Genomic DNA, 15,221 nt, shown 5'->3' with positions numbered 1-15,221 from the left:
CCGGGCGGCATTCAGGATTCAGGAGACCAGATCCTGCGCGTAAAGATAGAGCGCTTTCAGCTGTCCGAGTTTTTCCGCATCGGCTTCATGCAGACTGGCGAGCGACTCCAGCTCCTGCATAAACGCCTGCACCCGATCGCTGTTAAGCACTTCACGCCGATGCTGCAGCCAGCGCTGCTGCTCGGCATCATCCAGCGTGCCGGGGAAGTTACGCGCCCGGTAGCGGAACAGCAGTTTCGCCACCCGCGCACTCTCGAAGGTCAGGTCCAGCGCAGGCAGATTCGCCGGGGCGGTCTGGCGGATGATGTTCATCCCCGCGCGATCCGCATTACTGAAGAAGCCATCATAGAGTTGCGCGTCTACGTCGTCTGATGGCGTAAACGGCTCGGCTTCGGCAAACAGCGTCACCAGTTTCTCCCGCACGTCGGGCTGCTGGCGCAGCAGGGCCAGATTCGCCAGGCAGTGCTGACGATCGATGCCCAGCCGGGCAGCATCTTCCGGGCGCAGCGTGCTGGCCGGGGCCAGAACCGGACACTTATTGATATGCACCAGTTTAACCGGCACGGCCGGCAGATCGCCGAGATCGTTTTTCGCCGTATAGAGACGCTCACGCAGTGCAGCGGCATCCAGTTCCAGCAGCGGCGACATATCACCCGCCAGATCCACCACGATCAGCGCATTCCGGTTATCGGGATGCCAGGCCAGCGGCACAATCCAGCTGGTATTCCCGCGCGCGGCACCGAACATACCTGAGACATGCACCAGCGGCTTCATCTGCGGGATGTCGATCAGCGTCATCAGCTTGTTCTTGTTACGATGGGTGAACAAAAACTCAAACAGCTTTGGCTGCTTCTCTTTCACCAGCTTCGCCATCGCCAGCGTGGCGTACACATCGGACATCGCATCATGCGCATTTTCATGCGCCACACCGTTGGCTTTGGTCAGATGCTCCAGCCGGAAGCTGGGAAAGCCTTCCTCATTCTCCGGCCAGTTGATGCCATCCGGCCGCAGCGCATAGCAGGCACGCATCACGTCGAGCAGGTCCCAGCGGGAATTGCCATTCTGCCAGCTCCAGCCATAGGGATCGTAGAAGTTGCGATAGAAGATATTGCGCGTGACTTCGTCGTCGAAGCGCACGTTGTTGTAGCCCACCACACAGGTTTGTTCCGTGGTAAACAGGGAATGGATACGTTCAGCAAACTCCGCTTCATTCACGCCGCGCGTCATCGCCACCTGAGGCGTGATACCGGTAATCATCACCGCTTCGGGCTGCGGCAGATAGTCATCAGGCAGACGGCAGTAGAAGACTTCGGGTTCACCCACCGGATTAAAGTCACTGTCAGTGCGCAGCCCGGCAAACTGAGCAGGCCGGTCGCGCGACGGGCTGGTGCCGAAGGTCTCGTAATCGTGAAAGAGGAAGGTAGGTTGTCCGGGGTCGTTTTTCAATGTGCGTTACCGTTCGTCATTTTTCATTAACTTGCTGAGTTAAAACAATTTTCATCATTTTATTGTCTGGCTTTGTTCACATTTGCCTTTGGTTGCTGTTCGCTGTTATACCGGCAACATCGTGTTCCGGATGCGTACCAGAAGCACATTTTGCTGTGTACCAGAAATTATTAAGGCGCTGAGTGACCCTTAATTACGCTCCCTACATGGTAAACCATAATCCGGTTCGGCTGAAATTTCAGATCCTGATGAGCTGGGCGTTCGCATATCGCCAAAGGGCGTGATCCTGTTTCAGTATCGCTACAGGTGGAATGGTAAACCACAGCGGTTGAGTTCAGGCTGGTTCCCAACGCCTAAAATCACGTCCGGGCAGTACAGGCGTGACCAGCTTTGTACAGCCAGATACGCCAACTGCTGACGTATCTGGCCCATAACAGGAAGTTGCGCACCTGGTGACGGGAGGCGCAGTGGTCGTATCCTGGGCCGTGCAGCCTATGGCACCCGCCGCGACGTATTTATCGTGTTGTGATGGATATACGTCGCTGGGTGCAGGCGCAGCGCGAACGCGCGGCCATGACGCTGGAAGTTGCTGAAAATACCGTTGCTGATGGGATAGCAGACCGGGGAATTGTTTATAAAACCATTAATAATATTGTCAATGATAGTTTTATCGCGTGATTATTTGGTTTCCTTTGTCCGATACCAGCCCGGCGTTCACCGGGCTTTTTTTATTTTAATATGTGGCTAGCTGATTCCATGTATCGCGGTAAATAATATTGCCGTCAATGTATTTCCATGTGATTGCCTCATAGCGCAATTCCAGCGTTTCAGGATGCGTGCTGCTCAACCCATTGGGGGAAAGGTAGGGTGCGACTGTCGTAAATTTGACATTTTCAAGAATGATATTGAAATATTCGGCTTCGATCCCGGATTCAAGAATGCGATACATTCTGATAGTGCCTTTCTTCATTGTCCGGCCTTCACAGACTGCCCTGTAGAGCAGCGGAGTTGTTTGATCAAATTCTTTGACTATTGTGATGGGACTGTGCACACGCGTACCTGTTAATTTTCCCCAGTTGGGCTCTACAGGGATAGTTACGCCGTGTGAGAATGATTTTAACTCGATTGAGCCTGACCTTAATGGCATTGGGCAACTACCTGCGGTTGGTGAACCATTTTCATCTTCAAGCCATAAATGCGCTGGGGTCATTTTAGTTCCTTCTAAATATTGATTTATAATTTACCATTTAACGAAGATTATTATCAATGCGATAAATACTGGTATGGGCCATAATGGGCCGTCGGGGAAAAAATGTAGAAATGTGAATGAAAAAATTATTGTTAATGCGGCTGGGCCATAATATGTGAGTGAGGTTTTGAAAATTCTCTTTATAAGTAATTTAATTATATTTTTCATTTTTATAATCACCCGATCATCTTTCTGACGATGTTGATTATATCCTTATCTGATGTTCCTTTATTAAAAACCTGCGCTCTATCAAATAAAGGCTCGATCAGGAAAAACATCATTTCCAGTTCTTGGGTATATAGCGCGGCATAATAATCAGGTGCAGTATAATGCAGGCGGCGTGCGCTATCTGCAGCTTTTTGGACTACTCCATAAATACCCGCAATTCCAATGAGGCCGGCAGTTTTCCCACCAATTAACGCGCTCATATTTAGGCTTAAATTCAATCCAACAGCAACGGTAGTAGCTGCAGCTAATGCCATTCCTGCACTTGTCAGATGGCTGGCGGCGATATGAACGTTAACCGCCATCAAGCCTTTTTTAATATATTCCAATTGATCATTTGTTTTATGACGGAATATTTCTTCAAAATATAATTTCAGCATGTCATATGCTAAGTTGCCATGTTCGAAAAGATGCTCTACGCCTCGCTTGAATCTTAAATCTTCTGTTTTCTGTTGTCGGCAAACGTCCTGGTAATCCTGGGTAAAACACGACGAATAATATAATGCGCGCTGCGCACCTGATCCTATCAAATGGAATTGGTTGGCAACCGCGTTTCTAACGCCGATAAATGCGTGATCAAGTTTTGACGCGAGGATGTTATTTGACTGTAAATAAGACACAATTTCTTTACTATAGTGCATAGCCCATTCCTTTTGGTTAAATTCCGCTCTATATCCCTATAAATTAAAGGGGGAAACCCAATCAGTAAAGAATTAATTGTCGTGTTACATGGCAGCCTGTAAACGTCACGGCCAGGATTTGGGCGCTTATGAGCCATTAAGGCCCATCATTTAAAAATGAGGCGGGTTGGTCTACCGATCAAACACACTATAATGTGTACCAATATGCGTACCAGGTTTTATTTTATCGAAAAATTATGATTTAAAATCAGTGTGATGTGGTCACTGTCTCGTAATCGTGAAAGAGGAAGGTAGGCTGTACGCTATCGTTTTTCAAATTTCATATCCGTTCATTGCGTTCATTGCGTTCACTGGGTGAAAAAACAGAAAGCGATAAACCTGCTCTCTGTCCGCTCTCTGCGCCTCTGCACGCAGCAGGGTGAGTGAAGATCGTTGTCTGTTACACGCCTCAATGATTCAGCGTGACCGAACCACTTTAGCGGTTCCGGGCCTGTCTCTATGGCAAACCCTATTGTCACGCGTCAGAAGTTAAGGGCTGTCCCGAATAACGCATAGGCACGCCGGTTCATACTTTTTTTCAATTTATTCAAACCTTCACAACGCTTTTGCCGTAAAACGTGCGGCTGTTTCCGTTTCGTTTTAGAAATTTTCTCTCCCGTGTAATTAAGGATGAAGTGTTGAAAAGGCGTCTGCTGTTCACTGTTACCGCTACTGTTTTTTGGGCCTCGCTGGCACAGGCCGATGCGATCCCGTTTCCTGTGACGCCGCCGGCAATTGATGCCGCTTCCTGGGTGCTGATGGATGCCATGACCGGGCAGGTTCTGACTGCCGGTAATCCCGATGAGCGCCGCAATCCCGCCAGCCTGACCAAACTGATGACCGGCTATGTGGTCGACCGCGCCATTGACCAGAAGAAAATCAGCCGTGACGACATGGTTACGGTGGGAAAAGATGCGTGGGCGGCGGGAAATCCGGTGTTCAAAGGCTCCTCGCTGATGTTCCTGAAGCCCGGCGATAAGCTGAGCGTCCGGGATTTAAGCCGCGGGGTCATCATTGATTCCGGGAATGACGCCTGCGTGGCCCTGGCAGACTATGTCGCAGGCAGCGAAGCAAATTTCGTTGGTATGATGAATCACTACGTTGAGAAACTCGGCCTGCAGAATACCCATTTTGAAACGGTGCACGGTCTGGATGCGCCAGGTCAGTACTCCAGCGCACTGGATATGGCGAAACTCTCCCGCGCGATTATTGACGGTGAGCCTGACTTCTACGCGATGTACAGTGAGAAGACCCTGACCTGGAATGGCATCACCCAGAACAACCGTAATGGTCTGCTGTGGGACAATAACCTGCATGTCGACGGGCTGAAAACCGGCCACACCGAAACGGCCGGGTTTAACATCATCGCCTCCAACGTGGTGGGTAAGCATCGCCTGATTGCTGTCGTGATGGGCGGGAAAAGCGCGAAAGGGCGTGAAGAGCAGGCGCGTAAACTGCTGGTCTGGGGCCAGAACACCTTCGATACCGTTCAGCTGTTCCACGCCGGTAAGAAGATTGGCAGCGAAAACGTCTGGTACGGCAATCCGCATCAGGTCGAGGTCGGCACTGCAGAGGATATCTATCTGTCGCTGCCGCGCAGTGAAGTCCAGAACGTGAAAGCGAAATATGTCATCGACCGCAAAGATCTGGAGGCGCCGCTGAAAGCCAATGAGGTGATCGGTGAAATTCAGGTGATGGATAAAGATCAGGAGATCGCCCATTATCCGCTGGTGGCGCTGAGTGCGGTTGAACCCGCCGGTGTCATTACCCGACTGACCGACTATCTCAAACAGAAGTTCTGATCGGTCAATGGGTCACCACTGAAACGGGCAGCCTCTGAGCTGCCCGTTTTTACAGGGGAGCAACTTCCCGTCTGATCCGGCGTCCGTCAAAGTTAACGAACAGTAATAAATTGTTTTTAATTTACGGGCGGCAATGTGAGCCGGATGTTGATATTTGTAAGATAACGTCAAAATGGTCTGGAAATAGCGGGCGCAGGCTAAGCCTGAACCCCGTTCGGGGTTAAGATAGCGGCAACATAATCCCGCAACCGGAAAGTCACTTTGCGTTCTGATAAACCCATTTCAAAACTGGAATTCTGGTTTTACCGTCACTATCGCGCCGTTCATGGCGTGCGCATTGCCATCGCCTTTTTGCTCTGCTTTATCTTTGTCCGGGCCACTCATATCCCTGAAGGCACCTGGCCCCTGATCACGCTGGTGGTGGTGATGGGGCCCATCTCTACGTGGGGAAACGTCTTCCCACGCGCCCTGCAGCGCATCAGCGGCACCGTAGCCGGCTCGATTTCCGGTCTGATTGCGCTGAAGCTGGAGCTGATCTCCATGCCGATGATGCTGGCCTGGTGCGGCATGATCATGTTCATCAGTGGCTTCCTGACGCTGGGCAAGCACCCTTATATGGCGTTGCTGATCGGGATTACGCTCAGCGTCGTCGTCGGTGCACCGACCGGTGACTTCACGATGGCGCTGTGGCGCGGCGGGGATGTGATTCTGGGGTCGCTGATGGCGCTGCTGTTCACCGCTATCTGGGCGCAGCGCGCCTATACCCACTGGCGCATCCAGCTCTCTGACACGCTGGCGGAGATGGCAAAAATTTACCACGCCGGTTTCTCACCCAATCTGGTCGAAAAGCCGCGCCTTAACAAGCCGCTGGGCAAATTGCTGAGCAGCGTCATCAAAATGCGGTCGCTGCTGGAGCCGTCCAGCAAAGAGACGCGCATCCCGAAGTCGGTGCTTGAAGCCATTCAGACCATTAACCGTAATATGGTTTACACCATTGAGATGCAGATTAATGCCTGGTGGGCGTCGCGTGAAAGCCACCTGATTATGCTCAACGCACCCGCCTTACGCCGCACCCAGCAGATGACCGAGAACACCCTGCGGGCGCTGTCCGTCATGGCAATCGAGGGGGAAACGGAAGAGGTGGTCGCCAACAGTCATGAACTCACCGAAATCAGTGATGAATTGCGGCGTCTGATTGCGGAGGCGGGCAGCGACGCGCTGGAGGAGACGCCGATCTACGGCTACGTCTGGCTGACGCTGGAACTGGCGAAACAGCTGGAGCGGATGACCGATCTGATGCGGATGGCGCTTCGCAAATAATCACCTCAGACAATGACTTAATGTGAAACGGGGTTTCTTTGCGCTAAGATAAGAGCCAGTCTGAATTTAGCTGTGAAAATTGCTTACCTGGCGGGCTAGCCGCTAAGCTGATCGTTTTGACTCTCTCCCTGCGTCAGCAGGCTTAAAGAAAGGTGCCATCATGGAAAATGCCAAGCAGTCATTTCAGGACGTACTGGAGTTCGTGCGTATGTTCCGCCGCAAAAACAAACTGCAGCGTGAAATTGTCGACAACGAGAAGAAAATTCGTGACAACCAGAAGCGCGTTCTGCTGCTCGACAACCTGAGCGAATACATCAAGCCGGGCATGAGCGTTGAGGCTATTCAGGAGATCATTGCCAGCATGCGCGTGGATTATGAAGATCGCGTGGATGAGTACATCATCAAAAACGCCGACCTCTCGAAAGAGCGTCGCGAGCTGTCGAAAAAGATCAAAGCTATGGGCGTGGGTGAACATCCTAAAGCCTGATAGCCGATAACGGAGCGCAGCGGCTCCGGTTACTGAAGATGACCCGCATCCACCCCGGTGGCGCGGGTTTTTTATGGCAGCGGGAAAGCCTGGTGCTACTGGCCGGACAGCCGACGGGCGATCGCCTGAAGCTGCTGGGACAGCGCAGCTAAATCGAGCGGGTTATCGGCTGGCGGGGCGGTGGTTTCCCGGATAACCAGCGTGGTTTCCAGCGCAGCGTCAGAAACCTCTTCGCCGCGCAGCCGGGCCAGCATCCGCTCAACGCTCTGCGCGCCCAGATAATGCAAATCCTGGCGCACCGTGGTCAGCGGCGGCTGATACCAGGCACTTTCCGCGGTATCATCATAACCAATCACCGAGATCTCGCCCGGAATCGCCACGCCATACTGATGCAACGCCCGCATGGCACCCAGCGCCATCTGATCGTTCGCCACCAGCAGTGCCTGGGGCAGGGCGTCCGGCAGCTGCGACATCAGCGCCTGATAGCCCGACTGCGCGCTCCAGTCGCCGCGCAGAGAGCAGTGCGGGGTGAGCTGATGGTCTGCCAGCGCCTGAAGCCAGGCCGCTTCACGCTGACGCGCCGAGACCGACCGCAGCGGCCCGTTGAGCAGGCCAATCCGGCGATGACCCAGCGCCACCAGATGTTCAACCGCGGCACGCGCGCCGGAGGCGTTCGGATACTGACACTGCGCCACCGCGGCATGCGGTTCGACATCCAGAAACAGCACCGGCTTACTGCCACACAACAGCTGAATCTGCTGCGCCTCATCCGCCGCCAGTGGCAGGTTGATCAGCAGTCCGTCGACCCGCTGCGCCAGCAGTTCATTCACGGTAGCGGCCGCATCATGACCGCTCTCCATCGCAATCACCAGATGATACCCCGCGGCGGCGGCCCGTTGCTGGATCGCCGAGGCGATCTGAGCCGGTGCCATCAGCGCCAGGTCGCTGGTAGCCAGACCCAGCGTGCGCGTCGCCTTGCCTGCCAGCTGCTGTGCCACGCGATTAGGCACATAATTGAGCTGCTGCATCGCCGCCTCAACCCTTTCCCGCGTGCGGGCTGACACCTGTTCAGAACGGTTTAAAACACGTGAAACGGTTTGGTATGAGACGCCGGCCAGTTGCGCGACATCATCAAGGGTCACGGAGCGGGAAGTCATTGCACTCTCCAAAAGATGAAGCGTCGAGTGTAACAAAATTTCCTGCCACACTGTTGCTGCTCATTACACATTCACTCTTTTGCCAGCCGGGACCCATGCGGCCCCGGTCAGAACGGATTACCGCTATCCGGCTTAGCGCTGCTGCAGATAGACCTGCAGATTCACATCGACCGCGTTAAGCAGCGGAGATATCAGACCTTTTCGTTTTGCCCGCAGCAGCAGGTCACCGATCACCTGATCGGCTTCGATATCAAATCCCTGAGTCAGGTCACGATACATCGAGGAGGTCATCGGGGTCTCCGGGTTATTCAGCAGTTCAAAAATGCGGGCGGTGACGGCCGGACGCGGCTGATACCCCTCGGCGGAAATCACCGCCAGAATCTCGCTGAAGATCCCCTGCAGCAGCGCTTCGCCCCCGCGGGTGGTCAGGATCTGCTGAGTATCGCCACGCGCCAGGCAGCAGACCGCCCCGAGCGTACTCAGCAGCAGCCACTTCTCCCACAGCTCATCTAGAATGTTTTCGCTGAAGCGGTTATCGACCTGACTGGTGCGCAGGGCGGCGTCAACCCGCTGCAGGCGCGCATCGTTATTACCATCCAGCGCACCGTAGTAAAGCTGATGCAGTGGTGTCATCTGGATCACTTCACCGCTGTCACCCAGCGTGGCGTTGATTTTGCACAGGCCGCCTATCACCTTATCGTCACCGAAACGCTGCTGCAGTGTCGCGATGTGTCGCATCCCGTTGAGAATCGGCATGATCAGCGTGTCAGGGCCGACCGCAGGCGCGATATCCTCCATGAGCTGTTCAAGCGCAAAACTCTTTACGGTAATTATGATCAGGTCATAGTGGCCGCTCAGCGAGCCGGCCTGAATCAGCTGCGGCTCCAGCTTTTCCGTTCCCTGCGGCGTCTGTAACACCAGTCCATTCATCTGTAGCTGCTGAAAACGGCGTTCGCGCACCAGAAACGTGACGTCCTGACCCGCCTGAGCCAGTCGGGCACCAAAATATCCGCCGGTCGCGCCGGCTCCTGCCATCAGAATGCGCATCTGCATCTCCCGTTGCTGAAAACCTCTACCTTAAAGCGGTGTGAGCGGGCTTACCAGTGCTGACGTCAGCAGAAAAGGATCGATGCGGGTCGTCACCGACGGGCAGAGCAGGGCTTTCGTTGACGGATCGGCGGGCCGGAAGGGCGTAAAACGTTAAAGCCGGGGGAGGCCCTGCGCAGCCGCGTCGTGCTCCCATTCCAGCACAATCTGATAATCGTCCCGCTCTGCCGGGCTGAATCCGCCGATCAGATTGTCGTCGCAGACGCCACGCCAGGCCGTCTCCTGCACCAGCTGATGCAGCGCCATCCGGAGATGTGCCAGCCGGGTGGAGGAGGTTGACGCTGCCGTGATCAGCGGCAGTCCGGGTGCCAGGGGTGTTTCACCGATTATATGCAGGCCATTCAGTGCTTCCGGTTCATAACGCGCCAGCAGCGCCCAGCTGACGCAGTCGATCGCAGCAATATCGGCATCGCCTTGCTGCAACGCGGCCAGCGACCGGCGATGCCCCCCGCTCAGGATGAGCTGAGAAAAGGTGACGCCCTGACGCGCCGCGACAAACCGCAGTGCGTTATAGCCGGAGTGAGAGTCCAGGCTGTTCGCCACCGCCCGCTGGCCAGTGAAATCGGCCAGCGTCGCCTGTTTATCCCGCGCCACCAGCCAGCTGCGATAGTCGCGACCGCTGCAGCCGGGCGCCCGATAGTGAAAGGTGCCGACAGGCTGGACCGCGGTAAGCCGGGTGACCAGTGGATAGCCACAGGTCTGACTCAGCAGCAGATGCGCATCCTGCCAGTGTGCCTGCAGGTCGTCAGGCCAGACCGGCTGCGCTTCGATGCCGCGCCGCGCCAGCAGCGTCTTAATGGCCTGCATCAGCGCCCGGGTGGCGGGCGGGTGAATCGCGTACATGGGCAGCGCGAGCCGGTTAGTCATCAGGTTTCTCCCGGTCAGGATAGGGTAGCTCCCCCGCGCGAAGATCGGGCTGCATCAGGGGATAAATAAGCAAAGCAGATAATCAGCCTGGCTATGTCGAAATTCCTGAATATAGCGCTGAAAGATATTGACTATCAGTTGCAGCGCGGAGGGCGTAACCTTTGCCTATCAGAAATTGCCTTACATCCACGGGCGTTTACCCCGTCAGGAGAATGACAGATGAAAAATATCGGCTTCTTATCTTTTGGTCACTGGACCCCCTCTTCACAGTCTGCCACCCGCACGGCGCAGGATGTATTACTGCAGTCGATCGACTTAGCGGTTGCCGCGGAAGAGCTGGGTGCCGATGGCGCTTACTTCCGTGTCCACCACTTTGCCCGTCAGCTCAGCTCACCGTTTCCGCTGCTGGCGGCGGTCGCGGCACGCACCAGCCGGATTGAGATCGGCACTGGCGTAATCGACATGCGTTACGAAAACCCGCTCTATATGGTGGAAGATGCCAGCGCGGCCGATCTGATCTCCAACGGTCGTCTGCAGCTCGGTCTGAGCCGCGGCTCACCGGAGCAGGTGATTGATGGCTGGCGCTACTTTGGTTTTGAACCTAAACCAGGGGAAAGCGATGCCGATATGGGCCGTCGTCACACCGAGGAGTTTCTGGAGGTGCTGCGCGGAGAAGGCTTTGCTAAGCCGAACCCTCAGCCGATGTTCCCGAACCCGCCAGGACTGCTGCGACCAGAGCCGCTGTCTGAAGGGTTACGCGACCGTATCTGGTGGGGCTCCGGCTCCAACGCAACGGCGGAGTGGGCGGCGAAAATGGGCATGAACCTGCAGAGCTCGACCCTGAAAGATGATGAAACGGGCGAGCCGTTCCACATTCAGCAGGCGAAGCAGATCCGCGCCTACCGTGAAGCCTGGAAAGCGGCGGGGCATCAGCATACTCCTCGTGTCTCTGTCAGCCGCAGCATCTTTGCGCTGGTCAACGACATGGACCGCGCTTACTTTGGCCGTAGCGGCAACGACCGTGACTCTGTCGGTTTTCTCGATGAGAAAACCCGCGCCATCTTTGGTCGCAGCTATGCCGCTGAGCCAGAGGTATTGATTAAGCAACTGGCGCAGGATGAGGCGATTGCTGAAGCCGATACGCTGCTGCTTACCGTGCCAAATCAACTGGGTGTGGCTTATAACGCCCATGTGATTGAAGCGATTCTGAAGTACGTCGCCCCGGAGCTGGGCTGGCGTTAATGACCGGCAGCGCTCTCCTGCGGAGGGCGCTGCGGTTTTATTCCTGATCCGATCCCCTCGTCAGCCCCACCTCTTTTCTCTTCCGCTCTGCCTGTTCTTTTTTCTCTGTATTCGCGACGCTTTTTCCAGGCTGTTCTGGCAACAGATCACGCACGCTTTATGCACCGGATTGCGTCACCGATCAGCAACTCTTTCATCAGCCGGTTGTTAAACGTGGTTTGTCAGAATAGTCTGATGAAGAACGATGTCGTTTCGCTGAAGCTGATGTGGATAACAGCCGTTTGCCATCGTTGGGAGCTGTTAAATAAGACCTTATTCAAAGGGATAAGCTATCAATCATATAGGATAAGACAGGTGTGCCTGCCTGAAAATCCTCTATAGAGTAGCGATGAAAATACAAAAAGAGGTGTGACCATGAGCAATTCCATTGATGAAGATGCAAAAGATGCAAAGCCAATCGTCGAAGCCGACCGTGAAGCTGACCGCGAAGCACCAGCGGGCAAATGCCCCTTTCATGCAGGGAAGTCAGCGCAGCCAAATCAGGCGCCGGGCGGCGGAACAACGAACCGTGACTGGTGGCCTAATCAGCTGCGCGTTGACCTGCTGAATCAGCACTCATCCCGTTCAAACCCCCTTGATGAATCCTTCGATTACCGCAAAGAATTTGCAAAATTAGATTACTCAGCGCTGAAAGCGGACATCAAAGGGTTGCTCACTGAGTCACAGGCCTGGTGGCCCGCTGACTGGGGCAGCTATATCGGTCTCTTTATTCGTATGGCCTGGCACAGCGCCGGAACCTATCGCTCCGTAGACGGACGTGGTGGTTCAGGTCGTGGTCAGCAACGTTTCGCCCCGTTAAACTCCTGGCCGGACAACGTCAGCCTGGATAAAGCCCGCCGCCTGCTGTGGCCGGTAAAACAGAAATATGGCCAGAAGATCTCCTGGGCCGACCTCTACATCCTGGCGGGTAACGTCGCGCTGGAAAATTCCGGCTTCCGCACCTTTGGCTTTGGTGCCGGACGTGAAGATGTCTGGGAACCGGATATGGATGTGAACTGGGGCGAAGAAGCGACCTGGCTGGAACACCGTCATCCGGAATCGCTGGCGCAGTCACCGCTTGGCGCGACCGAGATGGGTCTGATCTACGTGAACCCGGAAGGCCCGGAACACAGTGGCGATCCCGCTTCTGCCGCCCCGGCTATTCGTGCCACCTTTGGCAACATGGGCATGAACGACGAAGAGATCGTGGCACTAATTGCGGGTGGCCATACGCTGGGTAAAACCCACGGTGCCGCTCCGGCCAGCCATGTCGGTGTCGATCCGGAAACCGCCCCGATTGAAGCGCAGGGTCTGGGCTGGGTCAACAGCCACGGCAGCGGCGTAGGTGCCGATGCGATTACCTCTGGCCTGGAAGTGATCTGGTCGCAGACGCCTACTCAGTGGAGCAACTATTTCTTCGAGAACCTGTTCAAATATGAGTGGGTGCAGACGCGCAGCCCGGCAGGCGCTATCCAGTTTGAAGCGGTCAATGCGCCGGAAATTATCCCGGACGCCTTTGACACGGCGAAAAAACACAAGCCGACCATGCTGGTGACCGACCTGACGCTGCGTTTTGATCCGGAATTTGAAAAAATTTCGCGTCGCTTCCTTAACGACCCGCAGGCGTTCAACGAAGCGTTTGCCCGTGCATGGTTTAAGCTGACGCACCGCGATATGGGGCCGAAAGCGCGCTACATCGGACCTGAAGTACCACAGGAAGATCTGATCTGGCAGGATCCGCTACCTGCACCGGTTTATCATCCGACCGTCGCGGATATCGCGCAGCTGAAAGAGAAGATTGCCGCATCCGGCCTCAGCGTCAGCGAGCTGGTTTCCGTTGCCTGGGCCTCGGCGTCAACCTTCCGCGGTGGCGACAAACGGGGTGGTGCCAACGGTGCCCGACTGGCACTGCTGCCGCAGCGCGAGTGGGACGTTAACGCCGTTGCGGCGCGCGTGCTGCCGACGCTGGAAGCGGTTCAGCGTGAAGTGAACAAGGCTTCGCTGGCGGATGTGATTGTGCTGGCCGGTGTGGTCGGGGTTGAGCAGGCGGCGAAAGCGGCAGGCGTGACCGTTGATGTACCCTTTACGCCAGGACGTGTCGATGCGCGTCAGGATCAGACCGACATTGAGTCGTTCAACCTGCTGAAACCGCGTGCCGATGGTTTCCGTAACTACGGCACCGGCTTCGGCAAAACCACCACCGAAAACCTGCTGATCGACAAGGCGCAGCAGCTGACCCTGACCGTGCCGGAGTTAACGGTACTGGTGGGCGGGATGCGTGCTCTGGGCGCTAACTTCGATGGCAGCCAGCACGGCATCTTCACGGACAAAGTGGGTTCGCTGAACACGGACTTCTTTGTCAATCTGCTGGATATGCGCACCGAGTGGAAGGCTGCCGATGCGAGCAACGAGTCCTTTATCGGACGCGATCGCGTCAGCGGTGAAACCCGCTACACCGCGACCCGCGCCGATCTGGTGTTCGGCTCCAACGCGGTGTTACGCGCCTCGGCGGAAGTTTACGCAAGCAGCGACGCCCGTGAGAAATTCGTCAAAGACTTTGTGGCCGCCTGGACCAAAGTGATGAATCTGGATCGCTTTGATATCTGATATCTGATATCTGATATCTGATATTTGATAGCTGTAAAAGCTGAAACGTAGCTGCACCCCAAAAGTCGGAGACCCGACTGAGTAGGGTGCAGTTTTTTTTTGCCGCGCTTCATCTGATTACGGCTCCTGTTATCTCTGTATGGAATCCTCGCCGCAAAATTTTTATCGGATTTGGCGTAATCCTTTGCCCCCCTCGAAACATTTTTTACTCTCATCCTGACGAAGACAGGCAATCCCCGCGCAGGTCCGCTTCAGGAGAATAGCACAATGGAACTGATTAATAATTGCTCGCTATCGCCCGCCGGTGTTATATTAAAATATAACATCAGGAGGAGATTTATGTTTATCACGCGTCTTAAAAAGGTAGGCGGATCGGTCATGCTGGCGGTTCCTCCCGCCGTTCTGAAAACGCTGTCGTTGTCGGCAAACAGCGAAGTCGGAATGACCATCGATAATGGTTTTCTGATCGTCAAACCCCGGACCCGACCGCGCTATTCACTTGAGGAACTGCTTGCGCAATGCGATCCGCATGCGGAAATCAGTAAAGAAGATCGAGACTGGATTGATGCACCTGCAGCAGGTAAGGAGAACCTGTAAATGGAGAGAGGAGAAATCTGGCTGGTGACCCTCGATCCTACAGCAGGTCATGAACAAAGCGGGAAGCGTCCGGTAGTTATCGTTTCTCCGGCTTCATTTAACGCATTTACCCGATTACCGATTGTGGTGCCGGTGACCCGCGGCGGGAATTTTGCCCGCGCAGCAGGTTTTGCTGTTTCACTGGATGGAGCAGGGTGCAGAACAAAGGGTGTCGTTCGCTGCGATCAGCCGAGAACGCTCGATATGGAAGCCCGCGAAGGCAGGCGGCTTGAGAGACTTCCTGACGCTATCGTGAACGAAGTGCTGGCACGGCTGGAAGCCATTCTGAACTGAACCGCCGATATGACTGAAAGCCAATAAAAAACCCGCTCAGGTTTCCCTGAGCGGGTTTCTCGA

General features: G+C 55.1%; 14 protein-coding genes and 1 pseudogene. 9 read left to right on the top strand and 6 right to left on the bottom strand.

All coding sequences use genetic code 11. The features are described 5' to 3' along the window. Nucleotides 1-18: 18 nt before the first annotated feature. Entirely contained in the window at nucleotides 19-1,446 is a 1,428-nt protein-coding gene (sbcB, locus tag AC6I7A_RS12030) for an exodeoxyribonuclease I (protein ID WP_058956663.1), read from the bottom strand. 193 nt (nucleotides 1,447-1,639) lie between these two features. Between sbcB and AC6I7A_RS12025 the strand changes: the two are divergent. Together AC6I7A_RS12025 and AC6I7A_RS12020 are read left to right on the top strand one after the other, a co-directional pair. Then, a pseudogene (locus tag AC6I7A_RS12025) lies at nucleotides 1,640-1,798 on the top strand (Arm DNA-binding domain-containing protein); the annotation flags it as partial. Between the two features lie 176 nt (nucleotides 1,799-1,974). Continuing rightward, complete coding sequence (locus AC6I7A_RS12020; RefSeq protein WP_195910796.1) at nucleotides 1,975-2,124, top strand: hypothetical protein; 150 nt, start codon at nucleotides 1,975-1,977, stop codon at nucleotides 2,122-2,124. Nucleotides 2,125-2,179: 55 nt separating this feature from the next. Here AC6I7A_RS12020 and AC6I7A_RS12015 read toward each other — a convergent pair whose 3' ends face one another. Both AC6I7A_RS12015 and AC6I7A_RS12010 read right to left on the bottom strand, forming a co-directional pair. Then, a complete protein-coding gene (locus tag AC6I7A_RS12015; RefSeq protein WP_058956662.1) occupies nucleotides 2,180-2,656 on the bottom strand; it encodes a type VI secretion system tube protein TssD in 477 nt (158 codons plus the stop codon). Between the two features lie 215 nt (nucleotides 2,657-2,871). Continuing rightward, a complete protein-coding gene (locus AC6I7A_RS12010) occupies nucleotides 2,872-3,561 on the bottom strand; it encodes a hypothetical protein (protein ID WP_058956661.1) in 690 nt (229 codons plus the stop codon). A gap of 677 nt (nucleotides 3,562-4,238) precedes the next feature. Here AC6I7A_RS12010 and dacD point away from each other — a divergent pair. From dacD to tmaR, 3 genes are all read left to right on the top strand, one after another. After that, nucleotides 4,239-5,402 carry a serine-type D-Ala-D-Ala carboxypeptidase DacD gene (dacD, locus tag AC6I7A_RS12005; RefSeq protein ID WP_009089351.1) on the top strand — a complete coding sequence of 388 codons (1,164 nt, stop codon included), beginning with the start codon at nucleotides 4,239-4,241 and terminating at the stop codon, nucleotides 5,400-5,402. Nucleotides 5,403-5,663: 261 nt separating this feature from the next. After that, nucleotides 5,664-6,722, top strand: a complete 1,059-nt coding sequence (locus AC6I7A_RS12000; protein WP_058956660.1) for an FUSC family protein — start codon at nucleotides 5,664-5,666, stop codon at nucleotides 6,720-6,722. Nucleotides 6,723-6,882: 160 nt separating this feature from the next. Then, nucleotides 6,883-7,209, top strand: coding sequence for a PTS system regulator TmaR (tmaR, locus tag AC6I7A_RS11995; protein ID WP_004571340.1), 327 nt, complete (start codon nucleotides 6,883-6,885; stop codon nucleotides 7,207-7,209). Nucleotides 7,210-7,304: 95 nt separating this feature from the next. Here tmaR and AC6I7A_RS11990 read toward each other — a convergent pair whose 3' ends face one another. The 3 genes from AC6I7A_RS11990 to AC6I7A_RS11980 form a co-directional block, all read right to left on the bottom strand. Continuing rightward, nucleotides 7,305-8,366, bottom strand: a complete 1,062-nt coding sequence (locus AC6I7A_RS11990; protein WP_058956731.1) for a LacI family DNA-binding transcriptional regulator — start codon at nucleotides 8,364-8,366, stop codon at nucleotides 7,305-7,307. A gap of 132 nt (nucleotides 8,367-8,498) precedes the next feature. Continuing rightward, a complete protein-coding gene (locus AC6I7A_RS11985) occupies nucleotides 8,499-9,413 on the bottom strand; it encodes a ketopantoate reductase family protein (RefSeq protein WP_058956730.1) in 915 nt (304 codons plus the stop codon). Nucleotides 9,414-9,566: 153 nt separating this feature from the next. Next, nucleotides 9,567-10,340, bottom strand: coding sequence for a phosphate/phosphite/phosphonate ABC transporter substrate-binding protein (locus tag AC6I7A_RS11980; protein ID WP_058956659.1), 774 nt, complete (start codon nucleotides 10,338-10,340; stop codon nucleotides 9,567-9,569). A 219-nt stretch (nucleotides 10,341-10,559) separates the two neighbouring features. Between AC6I7A_RS11980 and AC6I7A_RS11975 the strand changes: the two genes are divergently transcribed. From AC6I7A_RS11975 to AC6I7A_RS11960, 4 genes are all read left to right on the top strand, one after another. After that, the gene (locus tag AC6I7A_RS11975) at nucleotides 10,560-11,582 is read left to right on the top strand and encodes an LLM class flavin-dependent oxidoreductase (RefSeq protein ID WP_046102167.1); all 1,023 of its coding nucleotides are present in this window, start codon (nucleotides 10,560-10,562) and stop codon (nucleotides 11,580-11,582) included. A gap of 414 nt (nucleotides 11,583-11,996) precedes the next feature. Further along, nucleotides 11,997-14,228: a catalase/peroxidase HPI gene (gene katG / locus AC6I7A_RS11970; protein WP_058956658.1), complete on the top strand. Its 2,232-nt coding sequence runs from the start codon at nucleotides 11,997-11,999 to the stop codon at nucleotides 14,226-14,228. A gap of 339 nt (nucleotides 14,229-14,567) precedes the next feature. Then, nucleotides 14,568-14,825, top strand: a complete 258-nt coding sequence (locus tag AC6I7A_RS11965) for an AbrB/MazE/SpoVT family DNA-binding domain-containing protein (RefSeq protein WP_058956657.1) — start codon at nucleotides 14,568-14,570, stop codon at nucleotides 14,823-14,825. Beyond that, nucleotides 14,826-15,158, top strand: a complete 333-nt coding sequence (locus AC6I7A_RS11960) for a type II toxin-antitoxin system PemK/MazF family toxin (protein WP_058956656.1) — start codon at nucleotides 14,826-14,828, stop codon at nucleotides 15,156-15,158. It begins immediately after the preceding gene. The last annotated feature ends 63 nt before the right edge of the window (nucleotides 15,159-15,221 follow it).

It is taken from the genome of Type-F symbiont of Plautia stali, from assembly GCF_059731105.1.
This window is presented reverse-complemented; position numbering and strand designations above follow the sequence as displayed.